This is a genomic window from Sphingomonas sp. MS122, assembly GCF_049532975.1.
GTDB lineage: Bacteria > Pseudomonadota > Alphaproteobacteria > Sphingomonadales > Sphingomonadaceae > Sphingomonas.
On record NZ_CP186695.1, the window covers coordinates 3,303,667 to 3,320,487 of the forward strand.

Sequence of the window (16,821 nt, forward strand, 5' to 3'; positions counted from 1 at the left end):
CCATGATCTCCGTCGAAGCGGTTCGAAGATGAGCTAGGAGATCGCGGGCCGCGACGCCATCGCCGCCGCTCGTACGCGTCACTCCCACTCGATCGTGCCCGGCGGCTTCGACGTATAGTCGTAGACCACGCGGTTGACGCCCTTGACCTCGTTGACGATCCGCGTCGCAACGCGCGACAGGAAGCTCGCGTCGAACGGATAGATGTCGGCGGTCATGCCGTCGGTGCTGGTCACCGCGCGCAGTCCGCACACGCTGTCATAGGTGCGGAAGTCGCCCATCACGCCCACCGTCTTGACCGGCAGCAGCACGGCGAACGCCTGCCAGATCGCATCGTAGAGCCCCGCGTTGCGGATCTCCTCGAGATAGATCGCGTCGGCCTTGCGCAGGATGTCGCAGCGTTCCTTGGTCACCTCGCCCGGGATGCGGATCGCGAGACCCGGCCCCGGGAAAGGATGGCGGCCCACGAACACGTCCGGCAGCCCCAGCTCGCGGCCGAGCGCGCGGACCTCGTCCTTGAACAGCTCGCGCAGCGGCTCGACCAGCTTCATGTTCATCCGCTCGGGCAGGCCGCCGACATTGTGGTGACTCTTGATCGTCACCGACGGCCCGCCGGTGAAGCTGATGCTCTCGATCACGTCGGGATAGAGCGTGCCCTGCGCGAGGAACTCGGCCCCGCCGATCTTGCGCGCCTCCTCCTCGAACACGTCGATGAAGGTCTTGCCGATGAACTTGCGCTTGGCCTCGGGATCGGTGACGCCGGCAAGGCCGTTGAGGAACAACGTCTCCGCGTTCACATGCACCAGCGGGATGTTGTAGTGCCCGCGGAACAGCGAGACGACCTGGTCCGCCTCGCCCGCGCGCATCAGCCCGTGGTCGACGAACACGCAGGTCAGCTGCTCGCCGATCGCCTCGTGGATCAGCACCGCCGCAACCGCGCTGTCGACCCCGCCCGACAGCCCGCAGATCACCCGCCCCTTGCCGACCTGCTTGCGGATCTCCTCGATCTTGGCCTGGCGGAACTCCGCCATCGTCCAGCCGCCCTTGAGCCCGCACACGTGCCGCACGAAGTTGGCGAGCAGCTTCGCCCCGTCGGGCGTGTGCACCACCTCCATGTGGAACTGGGTCGCGTAATAGCGCCGCGCGTCGTCGGCCACGACCGCGAAGGGCGATCCGGGGCTGGTCGCGACCGAGCGGAAGCCCGGCGCCAGCTCGGTCACCTTGTCGCCATGGCTCATCCACACCTGGTGCGTCTCGCCCTCGGCCCAGAGGCCGTCGAACAGCACGCAGCTGTCCTCGATCTCGATGAAGGCGCGGCCGAACTCGCCGCTGTCGCCCAGCGTCACCGTGCCGCCGAGCTGGTGCATCATCACCTGCTGGCCATAGCAGATACCGAGGATCGGCAGCCCCGAATCGAAGATCGCCTGCGGCGCCCGCGGCGAGCCCTCCTCGAGCACCGACGCCGGCGAGCCCGACAGGATCACCCCGCCCGGCTTCATCCGCTCGAACGCCTCGGCGGCGGAACTGAAGGGAGCGATTTCGCTGTAGACGCCCGCTTCGCGCACGCGGCGCGCGATGAGCTGGGTCACCTGGCTGCCGAAATCGACGATGAGGATGGATTCGCCCGGCTGTGTCATGGCGAGCCGATAGGCAGGTGGGCCCAGCGTGTAAAGCCGGGGAACCAATTGCGCGCCCGCGGATTCCTCGCGCCGCCATGGTCACCACGCGCTTAACCGAACCCGCAAACCGTTCCGAAGCGCACGATCGCTTAGGTACAGCGCCATGACGACGAACCGGACCCCCCGCCGGATCGCGCTTCCGCTGCTCGGCGCGCTCTTCCTCGCGGCCCCGGCATCGGCGTCGATCCTCGACTATGTCGGTGAGTGCGTGCCCTTCGCGCGCCAGGCCTCGGGCATCCAGATCTGGGGCGACGCCTGGACGTGGTGGAGCCAGGCCGCGGGCAAATATCAGCGCGGCGACGTGCCCGAGGTCGGCGCGGTGGTCGCCTTCGCCAAGTCGCGCTCCCTGCCCCTCGGCCATGTCTCGGTGGTCAGCCGCATCATCGAGCCGCGCGTCGTGATGGTCACCCATGCCAACTGGTCGCGCTTCGACGGCAAGCGCGGCAAGGTCGAGCAGGATGTGACGCTGTTCGACGTCTCTCCAGCGGGCGACTGGAGCCAGGTCAAGGTCTGGTATCGCGACACGCGCGGGCTCGGCTCGACCACCTATCCGGTCCACGGCTTCATCTACGGCCGCCCCGCGAACGGCGCGAAGGTCGCCAGAGCAAAGGTCACGACCGAGCTCACCGGCCGCAATCCCGACTATGTCGGCTCGCTGATCGACGCCTACGCGCGCTGACGCTGGACGCGGAGACCCGTCCGCGCCAGACTGCCCGCGATGGGTGGCTCGCCATTTCGCTCAGGTGGAGCCGAAAAGTGTGATCGTCGAGCACCGGAGCGCAGCGTACTCAGGTACGTGAGCAACGGAGCGCAGAGGATCGCGCTTGCAGGCCCGTATGAGCGGAATGGCGAGCCGCCCATCATGTTCTTCTCCTTCGTCGACGAGCTCCGCGCCGCGGGCATTCCCGCCAGCATGAAGGAGCATCTGATCCTCCTCGAAGCGCTCGACCGCGACGTGATCGAGCGCACGCCCGAGGCCTTCTACTATCTCGCCCGCGCCACCTTCGTGAAGGACGAGGGGCTGCTCGACCGCTTCGACCAGGTCTTCGCCAAGGTCTTCCGCGGCATCTCCACCACCTTCGGCAACGCGGCCGCAGCGATTCCCGAGGACTGGCTCAAGGCGATCGCCGAGAAATATCTGACGCCAGAGGAAATGGCCGCGATCCAGTCGCTCGGCTCGTGGGAAGAGATCATGGAGACGCTCCGCAAGCGGCTCGAGGAGCAGCAGGGCCGGCATCAGGGCGGCAACAAGTGGATCGGCACCGGCGGCACCTCGCCCTATGGCAATTCCGGCTACAATCCCGAGGGCGTGCGCATCGGCGGCGAGAGCCAGCACAAGCGGGCGCTCAAAGTCTGGGAAGGCCGCGAGTTCAAGAATCTCGACTCCACCCGCGAGCTCGGTACGCGCAACATCAAGGTCGCGATGCGCCGCCTGCGCCGCTTCGCGCGCGAAGGCGCGGCGGACGAGCTCGACATCGACGCGACGATCGACGGCACCGCGCGCCAGGGCTGGCTCGACATCCGCATGCGCCCCGAGCGGCACAATGCGGTCAAGCTCCTCCTCTTCCTCGACGTCGGCGGATCGATGGACCCCTGGGTCAAGCTCTGCGAGGAGCTGTTCAGCGCCGCCACGTCCGAGTTCAAGAACCTCGAATTCTTCTATTTCCACAACTGCCTCTACGAGGGTGTGTGGAAGGACAATCGCCGCCGCTTCACCGAGCGCACGCCGACCTGGGACGTGCTCCACAAGTTCGGCCACGACTATAAGGTGATCTTCGTCGGCGACGCCTCGATGTCGCCCTACGAGATCAGCCACCCCGGCGGTTCGGTCGAACATTACAACGAGGAAGCCGGCGCGATATGGATGCAGCGCGTCACCAGCACCTATCCCGCAAGCGTATGGCTCAATCCGATCCCCGAGGAGCAATGGGGCTATTCGCAGTCGGTCCGCATCCTGCGCGAGCTGATGAACGACCGCATGTACCCGCTGACGCTGGCGGGGCTGGACGACGCGATGCGTGAATTGAGCCGGAAGACATGAAGCTGCTTCCCCACGCCGCGCGGCAGATGCTCCGCCGGCACTTCGGCACCGTCTCGATCGATGACCCGCGCGAGAATGCGGCCCGCGCGCCGTACACTTATTTCCTGCCGTCGGCAAACGAGTTGCTCGCTCTCGCGCCTGGCGATCAGGTCAAGATCATTGTTCGCTCGCACCCACCTTCACCGGAGTGGGATGCTGAGCGCATGTGGTTTCTAGTGACGGCAGCTTCGGGCGACGATCTCGCCGGCAGGTTGGAAAATCAGCCGTCCGATATCCCTCAACTTCGTCCGGGCGCCGCTCTGCAGTTTCGCCGAAGCGACGTGACCGACATCATCTGGGCCGATGATCGATCGGCTCCGCCGCCCGGAATGACGCCGCGTCGGGAATATTGGGATCGCTGCTTGGTCGATCAGTGCGTGCTCGATGGAGATGCTCGGGTTCATTACTCTATCGCGAGCTCCCGGACATGGGCGAGCCGGATGACACCTATCCTGACAGCGGGTGGCGCATACGCGGCGACTATCGCAACATCAGTGACACGGAAGTCGACGAACGCGAAGCGGCTTATGTTGCGCTCGGCGCTGTCCTCAATCGCGATGATAGCTGGATCAGACTTATCGACGAGCCGGTTGGCGCAAGGTTCATCCGCAATTGGGAGACAGATGCATTCGAACCGCTGATCGATGATGAAGACGCATCTGATGCGCCGCCTGTCGCGACTTGAAATGTTGGATTTCAGATGCTTGGCTCGATGCCGCTCTTTGAAATCGTCGGATCGAACTGGTTGACACGGGCGCGTGACACGCTCGAACGAGTCAGCTTTGTCAACCGCCGCCATGCCTCACGCGCGTGGCAGTGTGACTTTTAGGACTTTTCGCGGCCGATCTTCCCGGCGCTACAGCCGCTCCACCGCGCGCTGCAGCTTGCGCAGCACGCCGGAATCGCCCGCCTGCGCATCGGCCGCTTCCTGCGCCAGCGCCATCAGCCGCACCGCGCCGAAGCTCGCCGCCAGCCCCTTGAGCCGGAGCGCGGCGCCGCGCCAGCTTTCCGGGTCATCGGCGGTCGCGAGCAGCTTCAGCGACCGCTTCGCGCTGTCAAGAAAGGCTTCGCGCAGCTCGGCGATCAGCCCGGGCTCGTCGCCCACCGCCGCCGCCAGCGTCGCATCGATTGCACCGGGATCATACGCCATGCCGTGCGTCTAATACGCCGTGCTTAATGACTGGTTTCCCAGCGCTATCCCATTGTCGCGAAACCGTGCTAGACTGGGACAATGAACGGGGGAAGCAACGCAGCCGGCATTGCGGCGAACGAGCGCGACGAGCTGATGCTGGTCGACGAAGCGGTGCCCACGAGCGCCGCCCATCCGGAATATGATCCGGGCGAGGATATCGAGCCGGACGAACCGTACCGGGCGCCGGGCGAATGGCTCGTGCCCTTGCTCGCCGCAGGCCTCACGCTCGCCTGGTTCGGCGTGATGGGTTGGCTGCTCCAGCCGACGCTCGCCGCGCCGATGCCGCCGGTCCAGCTCGTCCAGCTGATCGCGGCCTTGTGCGTGCCGCCGATCCTGATCGGCATATTGTGGCTGCTCGCCCGCCGCTCGAGCCGCGCCGAGGCGCGGCGTTTCGCCAACACCGCGCGCGCGATGCGGGCGGAGGCCGCAAGCCTCGAGAGCGTCGTCGCCACCCTCTCGCGCAAGATCGAGGCGAACCGCGCCGCGCTCGCCGCCCAGACCACCGCGCTGATGGCGATGGGCGACGGCGCCGCCGAGCGGCTCCAGGCCGTCTCCAACGGCATGGCGGCCGAGGCGCGCTCGATCGACGCCAGCGCCAAGACATTGATGGAAAGCGCCGCGACCGCCGAGAAGAGCGTCGCGATCGTCCTCGCCTCGCTCCCCAAGGCGCATGAGGGGATGACCGGCATGGCGGCGACGCTCGACGCCGCCGGGCTCAAGGCCGGCGAGCACGCCGCGGCGCTCGATGCGCAGCTCGCCGCGCTCGCCGAGCGCGGGCGCGAGGCCGACAATGTCGCCGGCGGCGCCGCCCAGCGGCTCGCCGCGCATATCGCCAAGATGGAAGCGACCAGCGAGACCGCCGGCGCGCGGCTCGAAGGCGTGGCGGGCGAGATGTCGGCGACGGTCGACGCGATGCTCGACCGCGCCGCCGCCGCGGTGGACGAGGCGCGCAAGGGCATCGCCGCGCAGGGCGAAGCGATGATGGCGATGCTCGCCGCCAACCAGGCCTCGCTCGACGCCGCGGGCCGCGAGAGCGTCGAGGCGGTCGGCGCGCGCATCGCCCAGGTCGAGGAGACGATCGGCCGCATCGCCGACAAGCTCGGCGAGGAGCAGACCCGCGTCGACATCCTGCTCGCCTCGGTCACCGGCGGCATCGCCCAGGCCGACGGTGCGATGGCCGCGCTGCATTCGGCCGGAATGGAGCGCACCCAGGCGCTGTCCGCCTCGATCAGCGCGCTCGACAGCTCGACCGCGGCGATGACCGAGACGCTCAAGGTCGGCGACGAGACCGCCCGCCGCGTCATCGCCACCGCCGAGGAGCTGCTCGTCGCGCTCGATTCCTCGGCACGCGAGATCGACGAGACCATGCCCGAGGCGCTCGCGCGGCTCGACGACCGGATCGGCGCGACGCGCACCGTCGTTGCCGGCGCCAAGCCCGAGCTGCTCGCGCTCGTCACCGCCGCCGAGAGCACCCACGACGCGATCGAGGCCATCGCCGACGTCGTCTCGCGGCAGCGTGAGACGCTGATCAAGACCCAAGCGGCGCTGATCGAGACCCTCGATTCGGGTCATGCCAAGACCGATCAGCTCGAGGAGATCGTGGATCGCGCCATCGCCAATGCCCGGCGCTTCGCCGACGATGCGGCGCCGCAGCTGGTCGACGCGCTGCTCCGCATCCGCGAGACCGCCAGCGCCGCCGCCGAACAGGCGCGCGCGACGCTGTCGGGCCTCGTTCCCGAGGCCGAGCGCCGGCTGGAGGAAGCGGGCAGCACGGCGATGCGCCGCGCGATCGACTCCGGCGTCCGCCAGCAGCTCGTCGAGCTGGGCCAGGCGGCCGAGGCCGCCGTCACCACCGCCGGCCGCGCTTCCGAACGGCTGACGCAGCAGATGATGAGCATCGGCGAGGCGACCGCCACGGTCGAGCGCCGGATCGAGGAAGCCCGCGCCGAGCGCGAGGAGGCTGACCGCGACAATTTCGCCCGCCGCGTCTCGCTGCTGGTCGAATCGCTCAATTCCGCCGCGATCGACATCACCAAGGCGTTCGCGCACGAGGTCTCGGACAGCGCCTGGTCGGCCTATCTCAAGGGCGACCGCGGCGTCTTCACCCGCCGCGCCGTGCGCCTGCTCGACACCGGCGAGGCGCGCGAGATCGCCGCGCTCTACGACGCCGACTCCGCCTTCCGCGAGCAGGTCAACCGCTACATCCATGATTTCGAGGCGATGCTGCGCCAGGTGCTGGCGCTGCGCGATGGCTCGCCGCTCGGGGTGACCCTGCTCTCCTCGGACATGGGCAAGCTCTATGTCGCGCTCGCCCAGGCGATCGAGCGGCTGCGGACCTAGCGCTTCGCCGCTTCGAGCACCTTGAGCGCGAAGGCCAGCCGCGCCTGACGCATGTCGGGGTCGGTGGCCTTGGTCCAGGCGCTGCTGGCGACCATCACTAGCCGGGTCGCCGGGTCGACCAGGATGACCTGCCCGAAAATGCCCTGCGCGGCATAATAGCCGCCGGGCAGCGTCCACCACTGATAGCCATAGCCGCCGCCGGGGAAGGTCGCGTGGGTTCGGGTGGCGTCAGCGAACCAGCCCTCGGGCACGATCCCCTTGCCGCCGTCGAGCGTCAGCTGGCCGATCCGGGCATAGTCGCGCAGCGAGACCGAGAGGCAGCATCCGCTCACCTCCGCCCCGCTCTGGTCGGTCATCCAGAAAGCGTCGCGCTCCATGCCGTAGCGGCGCCATACCTTCTCGGTGAGATAGTCGGCGAGCTTCCGGCCCGTCGCGCGCCGCACCAGCACGCCGATCAGGTTGGTCTCGCCGGTCTTGTAGACGAACTTGGCGCCCGGCGCGTCGACCCGGGGCAGCTTGCGCATATAGGCGACGGTCGGGTCCTGCCCCGCCGGCACCGCCTCGGCGAACATCCGCGCGACGTCGCTGTTGGGGTCGGTATAGTCCTCGTTCCACTTGACGCCCGAAGTCATGGTGAGGAGCTGCTTGATGGTGACGCCGTGATAGCCGGCGCCGGCGAGGTCGGGGATATATTTGGTCACCGGCTCGTCGAGCGACTTGATGTACCCGTCCCTGATCGCCGCACCGACCAGCGTCGAGGTCACCGACTTGGCGACCGAGAAGCTGGTCCAGCGACCCTCGCGCGAATAGCCCAGCGCATAGCGCTCCAGCCGCACCTTGCCGTCCTGCAGCACGATGAGGCCGGCGACATTCTGCGCCTTCATGAAGGCATCGACCTCGGCCGCAGCGATCGGCAGCGGCGCACCGTCGGGCAGCGGCCTCACCCTGCCGCCGGCCTTCACGGTGTTGCCGGGGAAGATCTTCTCCATCGCCGGGAAGTTCCGGAGCCGCTCCTCCTGCGACCAGAACAGCACCGCGGCGCCGACCTGGTGCAGCCGGGCCTCGTCCTGCGCGGCGGGCGCCGGTGCCGGTACGGACGTTTCGGCCCGAGGCGCGCAGCCCCACAACGCCACCGCCGAAAGCGCGATCCAGGCCGTCCGCATGCCCCTCTCCTTTTCAGTCTCTTACGAGCGTCACCTGCGCCACCCAGATCCCGCCGCCGCGGAACCCGCCCTCACAATACATGAGATAATAGCGCCACAAATCGAGGAAATGCGGGTCGAATTCGGCCGGAATCCGCCCCGCCGCCACCGCCGCGTCGAACCGCTCGCGCCAGGCCTTCAGCGTCTCGGCATAGTCGAGCCCGAAGACGTGGCGGTCGTGCCAGCCGAGGCCATGCTCGGCGGCGATCGCGCGGAAGCGGCCTTCCGACAGCAGCATGCCGCCCGGGAAGACATAGGTCTGGATGAAGTCGACGTTGCGGGCGTAGGCCTCGAAGATCGCGTCGTCGATCGCGATATACTGGATCGCCGCGCGGCCGCCCGGCTTCAGCGCGCGGGCGATGGCGCCGAGATAGGCGGGCCAATATTCCTCGCCCACCGCCTCGACCATCTCGATGCTGGCCACCGCGTCATAGCTTCCGGCGACGTCGCGATAGTCGGTCAGCGAGACCTCGACCCCGTCGAGCCCGGCGGCGGTCATCCGCGCCTCGACATGGGCCTTCTGCTCGGTCGAGAGGGTGATGCCGTGCACGCGCCGTCCGCCGCGCGCTGCAACCTCGGCGAACGAGCCCCAGCCGCAGCCGATCTCGAGGATGCGGTCGCCGGGCGCGGTACCGGTCCGCTCGAGGATCGCGGCCAGCTTGGCCTGCTGCGCCGCCTCCAGCGTCATGCCCGGATCGGCGAACAGCGCGCTCGAATAGGTCATGCTGGCATCGAGCCAGGGGGCGTAGAAATCATTCCCGAGATCATAGTGATAGGCGATGTTGCGCCGCGCGCCGTCGCGGTCGTTGCGCTGCAGCCAGTGCCACAGCCGCTTGGCCAGCCGCGTCGCGCCATGGGCCCGCCCGGTATCGCCCAGCGTCGCGCGGTTGCGCATGAACAGGTCGAACAGGGGCACCGGATCGGGGCTGGTCCATTCGCGCGCCTGCCACGCCTCGTACCAGCCGACCGAGCCGCCCGTCGCGAGCCGCCAGAGCGCGCGCCAGCTGCGGATTTCGACGATCGCCTCCGGGCCGGCGCCGCGCCCGCCCAGCCGCCGCTGGCTCCCGCCGGGCAGCGTCACATCGATCGCGCCCTCGGCGAGCCCGGCATCGATCCGGTCGAGCAATTTGCGCAGGAGTGGCGTCAGCAGCGGCGCGAGCACGACCCGACCCGGCGCCTTGACGCCGTCGCCCCAGCCATCCCGGCGGCCCCTGTTTCGTGCCGGCGCGTGCATCGGGCGCACAAACCACGCCGGGATCGAGTCGGGCAAGCGGCAAGTTGCCGCTCGCGTAACGATCAGATCGCGTGGGGTTCCTTCTCGACCATCCAGGTCTGGCCCTTGCTCACCAGCTTCTGGAGATCGGCGACCTTGCCCTCGCTCGCCGCCGCGTTCTGAGCGACCACGGCGCTCTCGAAGGTCGGGGCGGGATCGTCGTAGAGCACGCCGAGCGCCATCGGGAACGGGCCGAACGGCATCTCGACCAGCATGTGCGCGATGGCGCGGTTGGCGACGTTGTGGACGATCACCCCGGCGCCCCGCCAGTCCCCTTCCACGACATCTACTGTTTTCAGCGTGAGCCTTTGAATATCGAGAGCAATTCCCTTGGTGCCGCCCGCGAAGAGCATCGGCTGGCCGTCCTCCAGCCAGAGCTGGTGCCCGGCATTGGCCTTTTCGGTGAAGGGCGCGAAGACGTCGTCATTATAGACGATGCAGTTCTGGAAGATCTCGACGAAGGCGGCGCCCTGATGCGCGTGCGCCGCCTTGAGCACCGACGGCAGGTTCTTGTGCACGTCGATCCCGCGCGCGATGAAGCGCGCCCCGCTGCCAAGCGCATAGGCGCAGGGCTTGGCCGGATGATCGACCGAGCCGAACGGGGTCGAGGGCGAGCGCGTGCCCTCGCGACTGGTCGGCGAATACTGGCCCTTGGTCAGGCCGTAGATCTCGTTATTGAACAGCAGCACCTGGCAATTGAGGTTGCGGCGCAGCAGGTGCATCGTGTGGTTGCCGCCGATCGACAGGCCGTCGCCGTCGCCGGTGATGATCCACACGTCGAGATCGGGATTGGCGAGCTTGACCCCCGTCGCCACCGCCGGCGCGCGGCCGTGGATGGTGTGGAAGCCGTAGGTCTCCATGTAATAGGGGAAGCGCGACGAGCAGCCGATGCCGCTGATGAACACGGTGTTCTCCGGCGTCGCGCCGATCTCCGGCATCGTGCGCTGCACCGCCTTGAGGATCGCGTAATCGCCGCAGCCGGGGCACCAGCGGACTTCCTGATCGGTCTCCCAGTCCTTGGGGCTGGAGGGCTTGATGGTGGTGATCTCGTTCATGACCGCTTGCCCCGCAATTGCTTGAGCTCTTTCAAGTAACGCTCGCGTGCCTCCTCTAGCCCCGATGAATCGTCATTTCCGATAGGAAGCCAATTGCCCGCTAGCCATTGATGGACTTCATACAACGTGACCGATCGTTCCCCGCTCCCGATAGTGCGCGAGCTGAGCCGGAGCCCAACTTCATCATCCTGATCAATTACCGTCACGCCAGCGCCTCCTCGATCGCAGCTTCGATCTCGTGGATGCGGAAGGGTTGGCCGCTGACCTTGTTGAGCGGCTTGGCGTCGACGAGGAACTGGTCGCGCAGCACGGTCTTGAGCTGGCCGGTGTTCATTTCTGGCACGAGGATACGATCGTAACTCTTTAGCAACGCACCCAGATTCTTCGGCATCGGCCAGATGTGGCGGATATGGATGTGGCTGACGTCGAGCCCCTTGCGGCGCGCCCGGCGCACGGCCTGGGTAATCGGGCCATAGGTCGAGCCCCAGCCGACCACGACGAGCTTGCCGCCCGCCTCGCCCAGCTCGATTTCCTGATCGGGCACGGCGATGCCGTCGACCTTGGCCTTGCGCAGGTCGGTCATCGCCTGGTGGGTGGCGGGGGCATAGTCGATATTGCCGGTGCCGAGCGCCTTCTCGATCCCGCCGATGCGGTGGAGCAGGCCCGGCGTGCCCGGCTTGACCCAGGGGCGCTTCAATTTCTCGTCGCGGGCATAGGGCAGGAATTTCTCGCCCTCGGCCGGCAGCTCGGTGTGGAACTCGACCGGGAACGGCTCGTAGTCGCTCATGTCCGGTACCTTCCACGGCTCGGCCGCGTTCTGGAGATAGCCGTCGGTGAGCAGCATCACGGGCGTCATGTACTGGGTGGCGATGCGCACCGCCTCGATCGCGCAGTCGAAACAGTCGGCGGCCGAGCGGGTCGCGATCACCGGAATGGGCGCGTCGCCGTTGCGGCCATAGACCGCCTGATAGAGGTCCGACTGCTCGGTCTTGGTCGGAAGACCCGTCGAGGGCCCGCCGCGCTGGGCGTTGACGATCACCAAAGGCAGCTCGGTCATGATCGCCAGCCCGATCGCCTCGGTCTTGAGCGCGATGCCGGGGCCTGAGGAACAGGTGACGCCAAGGCTTCCCGCATAGGACGCGCCGAGCGCCGAGGCGACCGCGGCGATCTCGTCCTCCGCCTGGAAGGTGGTGACGCCGAACTCCTTGAGCCGCGCCAGATGGTGCAGGATCGCCGAAGCCGGGGTGATCGGATAGCCGCCGTAGAAGAGCTTGAGCCCGGCGAGCTGCGCGCCTGCGACGAGGCCCAGGCTGATCGAATCCGCGCCGGTCACGGTGCGGTAGAGGCCCGGCTCGACCGGGGCGGCGGGGACGTGGAGCTGGCCGACCCCCTGTGCGCCGAGCTCGGCGGTCTCGCCATAGGCATGGCCGGCGTTGAGCGCGGCGATGTTGGCCTCGGCCAGCTCGGGCGCCTTGGCGAACTTGGTGCGCAGCCATTCGACCAGCGGCGCACGGTCGCGGTCGAACATCCACAGCGCGAGGCCGAGCGTCCACATGTTCTTGCAGCGCAGCGCCTCCTTGTTGCCCAGGCCGAACGGCTTCACGGCGTCGAGGGTGAGCTGCGAGATGTTGAGCTTGAGCAGCTGCCACTTGGCGAGGCTGCCATCCTCGAGCGGGTTCTCGGCGTACTTCGCCTTGTCGAGGTTGCGCTTGTTGAACTCGCCCTCGTCCGCAATGATCAGGCCGCCGGGCTTCAGGTCGCCGACATTGGTCTTGAGCGCCGCCGGATTCATCGCCACCAGCACGTCGGGCGCGTCGCCCGCGGTCTCGATCGCGGCCGAGCCGAAGTTGATCTGGAAGGCGGAGACGCCGAACAGCGTGCCCTGCGGCGCGCGGATCTCGGCGGGGAAATCGGGGAAGGTGGCGAGGTCGTTGCCCGCCAGCGCGGTCGAGAGCGTGAACTGGCCGCCGGTGAGCTGCATGCCGTCGCCGGAGTCGCCGGCGAAGCGGACGACGACCGCTTCGGGCGGGGGATTGGCGGAAGCCTCTTCCGGGGTCACCTGATGGGCGGCAGTGGCCATTCAGTCTCTTCCTGCAATTTTCCTGCACCCTCTAGGATCGGGGCGCTGACTCCAAGGTAGAATGACAGGGCGTGGTTGCAATCGCTTCTTTCAGAACGTTTTGCGTGCGGGAAAGATCAGTTGTTTCCACTTTGTCGCCGGCTGTGTCCTCGTTTGTTCGAGTATAGGCCGGATGGCGGCGTGTAGGAAAGCGAGGCGCGATTCTTGGCGGATTTCCGCGGGTTTCGGGCAGCGACCTGCGTGCGGCGAAGGGGCGGGAAATGCGGCTGGAGGGGGCTCCGGGGGTGTGGTGGAGCGCCCCCAAAGTGGAACAAGGTGCACACGATGTTTGATTATCGGGGATTTCGGCGTTCCGCGTTCGGGTGAGGGAATGGCCGGTTTGCGGACGCGGGGCGGCGTTGGCCGGGGCGAGCGAGTCGATATGTTCTGCAAAGGGCGGTTTACCCTCAACCCTCCCCGTGCCGGGGACGGGGACCACGCGAAGCGTGGTGGAGGGGGCACGAGGCAAGCGATTCCGGCGAGGCGGGCCCCCTTCCACCACCGCCTTCGGCGGCGGTCCCCCTCCCCGTGCCGGGGAGGATTAGATTCTACGCGGCCAATGCTTCCAGCGCCTCGCTGGCTTCCATCCAGGTGGCTTCCGCCGCCTCGATCGCCTTCGCCACGGTGTCGCGCTGCTTCATCAGCTCGGTCATGGTGAGCCTGGCGAGGTCGGGGGCGGCGCTGGCGGGGTCGAACATCGCGCGGTCGATGGCCGAGAGCTTCTCGCCGAGCTTCGCCATCTCGGCCTCGGCGGCCTTGGCCGACTTGCGCAGGGCGTTGCCCTTCTCGCGCAGCTCGGCGGCCTCGCGCCGGGCGTCCTTGCGGTTGCCGCCCTTCCCCGCCCCCTCGGCCCTCGGCTCCTTGGCGAGGACGAAGGCGATGTAATCGTCGAGATTGCCGTCGAACGGCCGCGCCGTCCCTTGATCCACCAGCACGAGGCGGTCGGCGGTCATCTCGATCATGTGGCGGTCGTGGCTGACGATCACCACCGCGCCGGTGTACGCCGCGAGCGCCTGGATCAGCGCCTCGCGCGCGTCGACGTCGAGGTGGTTGGTCGGCTCGTCGAGGATCAGCATGTGCGGCGCATCGCGGGTGATCAGCGCCAGCGCGAGCCGCGCGCGCTCGCCGCCCGAGAGCTTGCCGACCTCAGTCATCGCCTTGTCGCCGGGGAAGCCGAAGCGGCCGAGCTGGGCGCGGACCGCGGCGGGCTTCTGCCCCTCCATCAGCCGCGCCATATGGTCGTAGGGCGTCTCGTCGCTGTGCAGCTCCTCCACCTGATACTGGGTGAAATAGCCGACGCGCATCTTGCCCGAGGCGGCCTTCTGTCCCTCGATCGGCGCGAGCTGCGCGGCGAGCAGGCGCGCGAGCGTGGTCTTGCCGTTGCCGTTGCGGCCGAGCAGCGCGATGCGGTCGTCGGGGTCGATGCGCAGGTTGAGGCGCTGGAGGATCGGCTTGCCGTCATAGCCGACGCTGGCGTGGTCGAGCGTGATCAGCGGCGGGCGCAGCTGCTCGGGATCGGGGAAGCCGAAGGACAGGGTGGGATCGTCGACCACCGCGGCGATCGGCTGCATCTTCGCGAGCGCCTTGGCGCGCGACTGGGCCTGCTTGGCGGTCGAGGCGCGGGCCGAGTTGCGCGCGACATAGTCCTGCAGCTTGGCGCGCTCGGCGAGCTGCTTCTCGCGCGCCGCGGCCTGCTGCGCCTGGCGCTCGGCGCGCTGGCGCTCGAACGAGTCGTAGCCGCCGGGATAGAGGGTGAGCTTGCCGCGCTCGAGATGGAGGATGTGGTCGACGACGTTGTTGAGGAAATCGCGCTCGTGGCTGACGATGACGATGGTCGCCGGGTAGGACTGGAGGAAGTCCTCAAGCCACAGCACGGCCTCGAGGTCGAGGTGGTTCGAGGGCTCGTCGAGGAGGAGCAGGTCGGGCTGGCTGAACAGCAGCGCGGCGAGCGCGACGCGCATGCGCCAGCCGCCCGAGAAGCTGTCGAGCGAGCGGTGCTGCGCCGCCTCGTCGAAGCCGAGACCGACCAGGATGCGCGAGGCGCGCGAGGGCGCGGAATAGGCGTCGATCGCGCCGAGGCGTTCGTGGATCTCGCCGAGGCGGTCGGGGTCTTCGAGGCCCTCCGCCTCGGCCATCAGCGCGGCGCGCTCGATATCCGCGGCGAGCACGGTCTCGAAGGGGGTGGCCTTACCGGCCGGCGCCTCCTGCGCGACATAGCCGATGCGCGCGCCGCGCGGCATCTCGGCGCTGCCCTCGTCGGGGTCGATCTGGCCGGCGATCACCTTGACCAGGGTCGACTTGCCCGCGCCGTTGCGCCCGACCAGCCCGATGCGGCCGCGCGGGGGCAGCGCGGCGCTGGCGCGGTCGATGATGACGCGCCCGCCGAGACGGACGGTGATGGCGGAGAGGTTGAGCATGGCGGGGCGCCTAAGGCAGAGTGGGCCGGCATTCAATCCTCCCCGGCACGGGGAGGGGGACCAGCCGCAGGCTGGTGGACCCGAGGCACCCGATTCGCTTGCCTTGGGCCCCCTCCGTCAGCGCTGCGCGCTGCCACCTCCCCGTACCGGGGAGGATTTTAGGAGAGGCGGCCCTCGAAGTCTTCGTAGCCGAACGATTTGACGATGCGGAGGTCGTCGGTGCGGCTGTCCCACAGGGCGATGCTCGGGAGCGGGACACCGTTGAAGGTGGTGGTCTTGACCATCGAGTAATGCGCCTGGTCGAGAAAGGCGAAGCGCTGGCCGGGCTGTGGGCGCTGCGGGAAGCGATAGTCGCCGAGGATGTCGCCGGCGAGGCACGAGGGGCCGCCGAGGCGGACGAGGACCTCGCCGCCCTCCCCCAGCAGCGCCGGGCGGTAGGGCGCCTCGATCACGTCGGGCATATGGCAGGTGGCGGAGATGTCGACCACGCCGATCGGCATGCCATTGTCGAATAGATCGACGAACTCGCCGACGAGGATGCCGGTGTCGAGCGCGATCGCCTCGCCGGGTTCGAGCACGACTTCGAGGCCGGTCTCCTGGCGGACCTGGCGGAGGAACTCGACCAGGTCGTCGCGCTGGTAATCGGCGCGGGTGATGTGGTGGCCGCCGCCGAAGTTGAGCCATTTGAGCTGGCCGAAATAGGGCGCGATGCGGGGCTTCAAGGCTTCCCAGGTGCGGCGCAGCGGGGGGAAGTCCTGCTCGCAGAGGGAGTGCACATGGAGGCCGTCGACGCCTTCGAGATGCTCGGGGCGAAGCTGGTCGGCGGGGAAGCCGAGGCGGCTGTGCGGCTGGGCGGGGTCGTATTTCTGGACCTCGCCCTCCGAATGCATCGGGTTGAGGCGCAGGCCGACGTCGAACGTGTCGTCGCGGGCGCGGGCGGCGTCGAGCTCGGCCTTCATCGCCGCGTGCTGCGACGGGGTGTTGAAGATGACGTGGTCGGAGAGCCTGCAGACCTGGGCCATGTCGGCCGCCTTGTAGCCCGAGCAGTAGGTGGCGATCTCGCCGTGATAGTGATCGGCGGCGAGCCTGGCTTCGTGCAGGCCCGAGGTGGCGACGCCGTCGAGATACTTGCCGACGAGATCGCCGAGCGACCACATCGAGAAGGCCTTGAGCGCGAGGAGGATCTTGACGCCGGCGCGGTCGCGGACATCGGCGATGACCTGGAGGTTGCGCTCGACCGCCGCGGCGTCGACGACGAAGCAGGGCGACGGGACGCGCGACAGGTCGAACCGAGCGAACGCGCCGGGGTCCCCGGCCTTGGTCGACATCACGGGCGATGCGGCGCGAGTTTCCATGGGCGGCTCCAATATCCTCCCCGGCACGGGGAGGTGGCAGCGCATTGCGCTGACGGAGGGGGCCCTCCTCACGCGGTGTCGCTGGTGGAGGGCCCCCTCCACCACCGCCTT

12 protein-coding genes are annotated in these 16,821 nt (G+C 68.2%); 4 read left to right on the forward strand and 8 right to left on the reverse strand.

The features are described 5' to 3' along the window. Positions 1–78: 78 nt before the first annotated feature. Positions 79–1,635, reverse strand: a complete 1,557-nt coding sequence (gene guaA / locus ACO227_RS16165; protein ID WP_423603104.1) for a glutamine-hydrolyzing GMP synthase — start codon at positions 1,633–1,635, stop codon at positions 79–81. Positions 1,636–1,780: 145 nt separating this feature from the next. Here guaA and ACO227_RS16170 point away from each other — a divergent pair, with 145 nt between their 5' ends. The 3 genes from ACO227_RS16170 to ACO227_RS16180 all read left to right on the forward strand — a co-directional run bounded on the left by ACO227_RS16170 (position 1,781) and on the right by ACO227_RS16180 (position 4,442). Further along, positions 1,781–2,356 carry a CHAP domain-containing protein gene (locus tag ACO227_RS16170; protein WP_423603106.1) on the forward strand — a complete coding sequence of 192 codons (576 nt, stop codon included), beginning with the start codon at positions 1,781–1,783 and terminating at the stop codon, positions 2,354–2,356. 183 nt (positions 2,357–2,539) lie between these two features. Then, positions 2,540–3,718, forward strand: a complete 1,179-nt coding sequence (locus ACO227_RS16175; RefSeq protein ID WP_423603108.1) for a vWA domain-containing protein — start codon at positions 2,540–2,542, stop codon at positions 3,716–3,718. A 466-nt stretch (positions 3,719–4,184) separates the two neighbouring features. Next, entirely contained in the window at positions 4,185–4,442 is a 258-nt protein-coding gene (locus ACO227_RS16180; RefSeq protein ID WP_423603110.1) for an immunity protein Imm33 domain-containing protein, read from the forward strand. A 171-nt stretch (positions 4,443–4,613) separates the two neighbouring features. Here ACO227_RS16180 and ACO227_RS16185 read toward each other — a convergent pair whose 3' ends face one another. Further along, complete coding sequence (locus tag ACO227_RS16185; RefSeq protein WP_423603112.1) at positions 4,614–4,907, reverse strand: Hpt domain-containing protein; 294 nt, start codon at positions 4,905–4,907, stop codon at positions 4,614–4,616. Positions 4,908–4,988: 81 nt separating this feature from the next. Here ACO227_RS16185 and ACO227_RS16190 point away from each other — a divergent pair, with 81 nt between their 5' ends. Then, the gene (locus tag ACO227_RS16190) at positions 4,989–7,289 is read left to right on the forward strand and encodes a hypothetical protein (RefSeq protein WP_423603114.1); all 2,301 of its coding nucleotides are present in this window, start codon (positions 4,989–4,991) and stop codon (positions 7,287–7,289) included. Here ACO227_RS16190 and ACO227_RS16195 read toward each other — a convergent pair. The 6 genes from ACO227_RS16195 to ACO227_RS16220 form a co-directional block, all read right to left on the reverse strand. Beyond that, a complete protein-coding gene (locus ACO227_RS16195) occupies positions 7,286–8,452 on the reverse strand; it encodes a serine hydrolase domain-containing protein (RefSeq protein ID WP_423603116.1) in 1,167 nt (388 codons plus the stop codon). The genes ACO227_RS16190 and ACO227_RS16195 overlap by 4 nt on opposite strands. A gap of 13 nt (positions 8,453–8,465) precedes the next feature. Then, the gene (locus ACO227_RS16200; RefSeq protein ID WP_423603117.1) at positions 8,466–9,725 is read right to left on the reverse strand and encodes a class I SAM-dependent methyltransferase; all 1,260 of its coding nucleotides are present in this window, start codon (positions 9,723–9,725) and stop codon (positions 8,466–8,468) included. Positions 9,726–9,787: 62 nt separating this feature from the next. Continuing rightward, the gene (locus ACO227_RS16205; RefSeq protein WP_423603119.1) at positions 9,788–10,819 is read right to left on the reverse strand and encodes a 2-oxoacid:ferredoxin oxidoreductase subunit beta; all 1,032 of its coding nucleotides are present in this window, start codon (positions 10,817–10,819) and stop codon (positions 9,788–9,790) included. A gap of 202 nt (positions 10,820–11,021) precedes the next feature. Beyond that, entirely contained in the window at positions 11,022–12,899 is a 1,878-nt protein-coding gene (locus tag ACO227_RS16210) for a 2-oxoacid:acceptor oxidoreductase subunit alpha (RefSeq protein WP_423603121.1), read from the reverse strand. A gap of 587 nt (positions 12,900–13,486) precedes the next feature. Beyond that, positions 13,487–15,355, reverse strand: a complete 1,869-nt coding sequence (locus tag ACO227_RS16215; RefSeq protein ID WP_423603122.1) for an ABC-F family ATP-binding cassette domain-containing protein — start codon at positions 15,353–15,355, stop codon at positions 13,487–13,489. A 158-nt stretch (positions 15,356–15,513) separates the two neighbouring features. Next, positions 15,514–16,683, reverse strand: a complete 1,170-nt coding sequence (locus ACO227_RS16220; protein ID WP_423607382.1) for a carboxynorspermidine decarboxylase — start codon at positions 16,681–16,683, stop codon at positions 15,514–15,516. Positions 16,684–16,821 lie beyond the last annotated feature (138 nt).

What these genes read in the sequence shown, in the direction of transcription:
- guaA (WP_423603104.1), bottom strand. Translation starts at nt 1,635, where the DNA reads ATGACACAGCCGGGCGAATCCATCCTCATCGTCGATTTCGGCAGCCAG.
- ACO227_RS16170 (WP_423603106.1), top strand. Translation starts at nt 1,781, where the DNA reads ATGACGACGAACCGGACCCCCCGCCGGATCGCGCTTCCGCTGCTCGGC.
- ACO227_RS16175 (WP_423603108.1), top strand. Translation starts at nt 2,540, where the DNA reads ATGTTCTTCTCCTTCGTCGACGAGCTCCGCGCCGCGGGCATTCCCGCC.
- ACO227_RS16180 (WP_423603110.1), top strand. Translation starts at nt 4,185, where the DNA reads ATGGGCGAGCCGGATGACACCTATCCTGACAGCGGGTGGCGCATACGC.
- ACO227_RS16185 (WP_423603112.1), bottom strand. Translation starts at nt 4,907, where the DNA reads ATGGCGTATGATCCCGGTGCAATCGATGCGACGCTGGCGGCGGCGGTG.
- ACO227_RS16190 (WP_423603114.1), top strand. Translation starts at nt 4,989, where the DNA reads ATGAACGGGGGAAGCAACGCAGCCGGCATTGCGGCGAACGAGCGCGAC.
- ACO227_RS16195 (WP_423603116.1), bottom strand. Translation starts at nt 8,452, where the DNA reads ATGCGGACGGCCTGGATCGCGCTTTCGGCGGTGGCGTTGTGGGGCTGC.
- ACO227_RS16200 (WP_423603117.1), bottom strand. Translation starts at nt 9,725, where the DNA reads ATGCACGCGCCGGCACGAAACAGGGGCCGCCGGGATGGCTGGGGCGAC.
- ACO227_RS16205 (WP_423603119.1), bottom strand. Translation starts at nt 10,819, where the DNA reads ATGAACGAGATCACCACCATCAAGCCCTCCAGCCCCAAGGACTGGGAG.
- ACO227_RS16210 (WP_423603121.1), bottom strand. Translation starts at nt 12,899, where the DNA reads ATGGCCACTGCCGCCCATCAGGTGACCCCGGAAGAGGCTTCCGCCAAT.
- ACO227_RS16215 (WP_423603122.1), bottom strand. Translation starts at nt 15,355, where the DNA reads ATGCTCAACCTCTCCGCCATCACCGTCCGTCTCGGCGGGCGCGTCATC.
- ACO227_RS16220 (WP_423607382.1), bottom strand. Translation starts at nt 16,683, where the DNA reads ATGTCGACCAAGGCCGGGGACCCCGGCGCGTTCGCTCGGTTCGACCTG.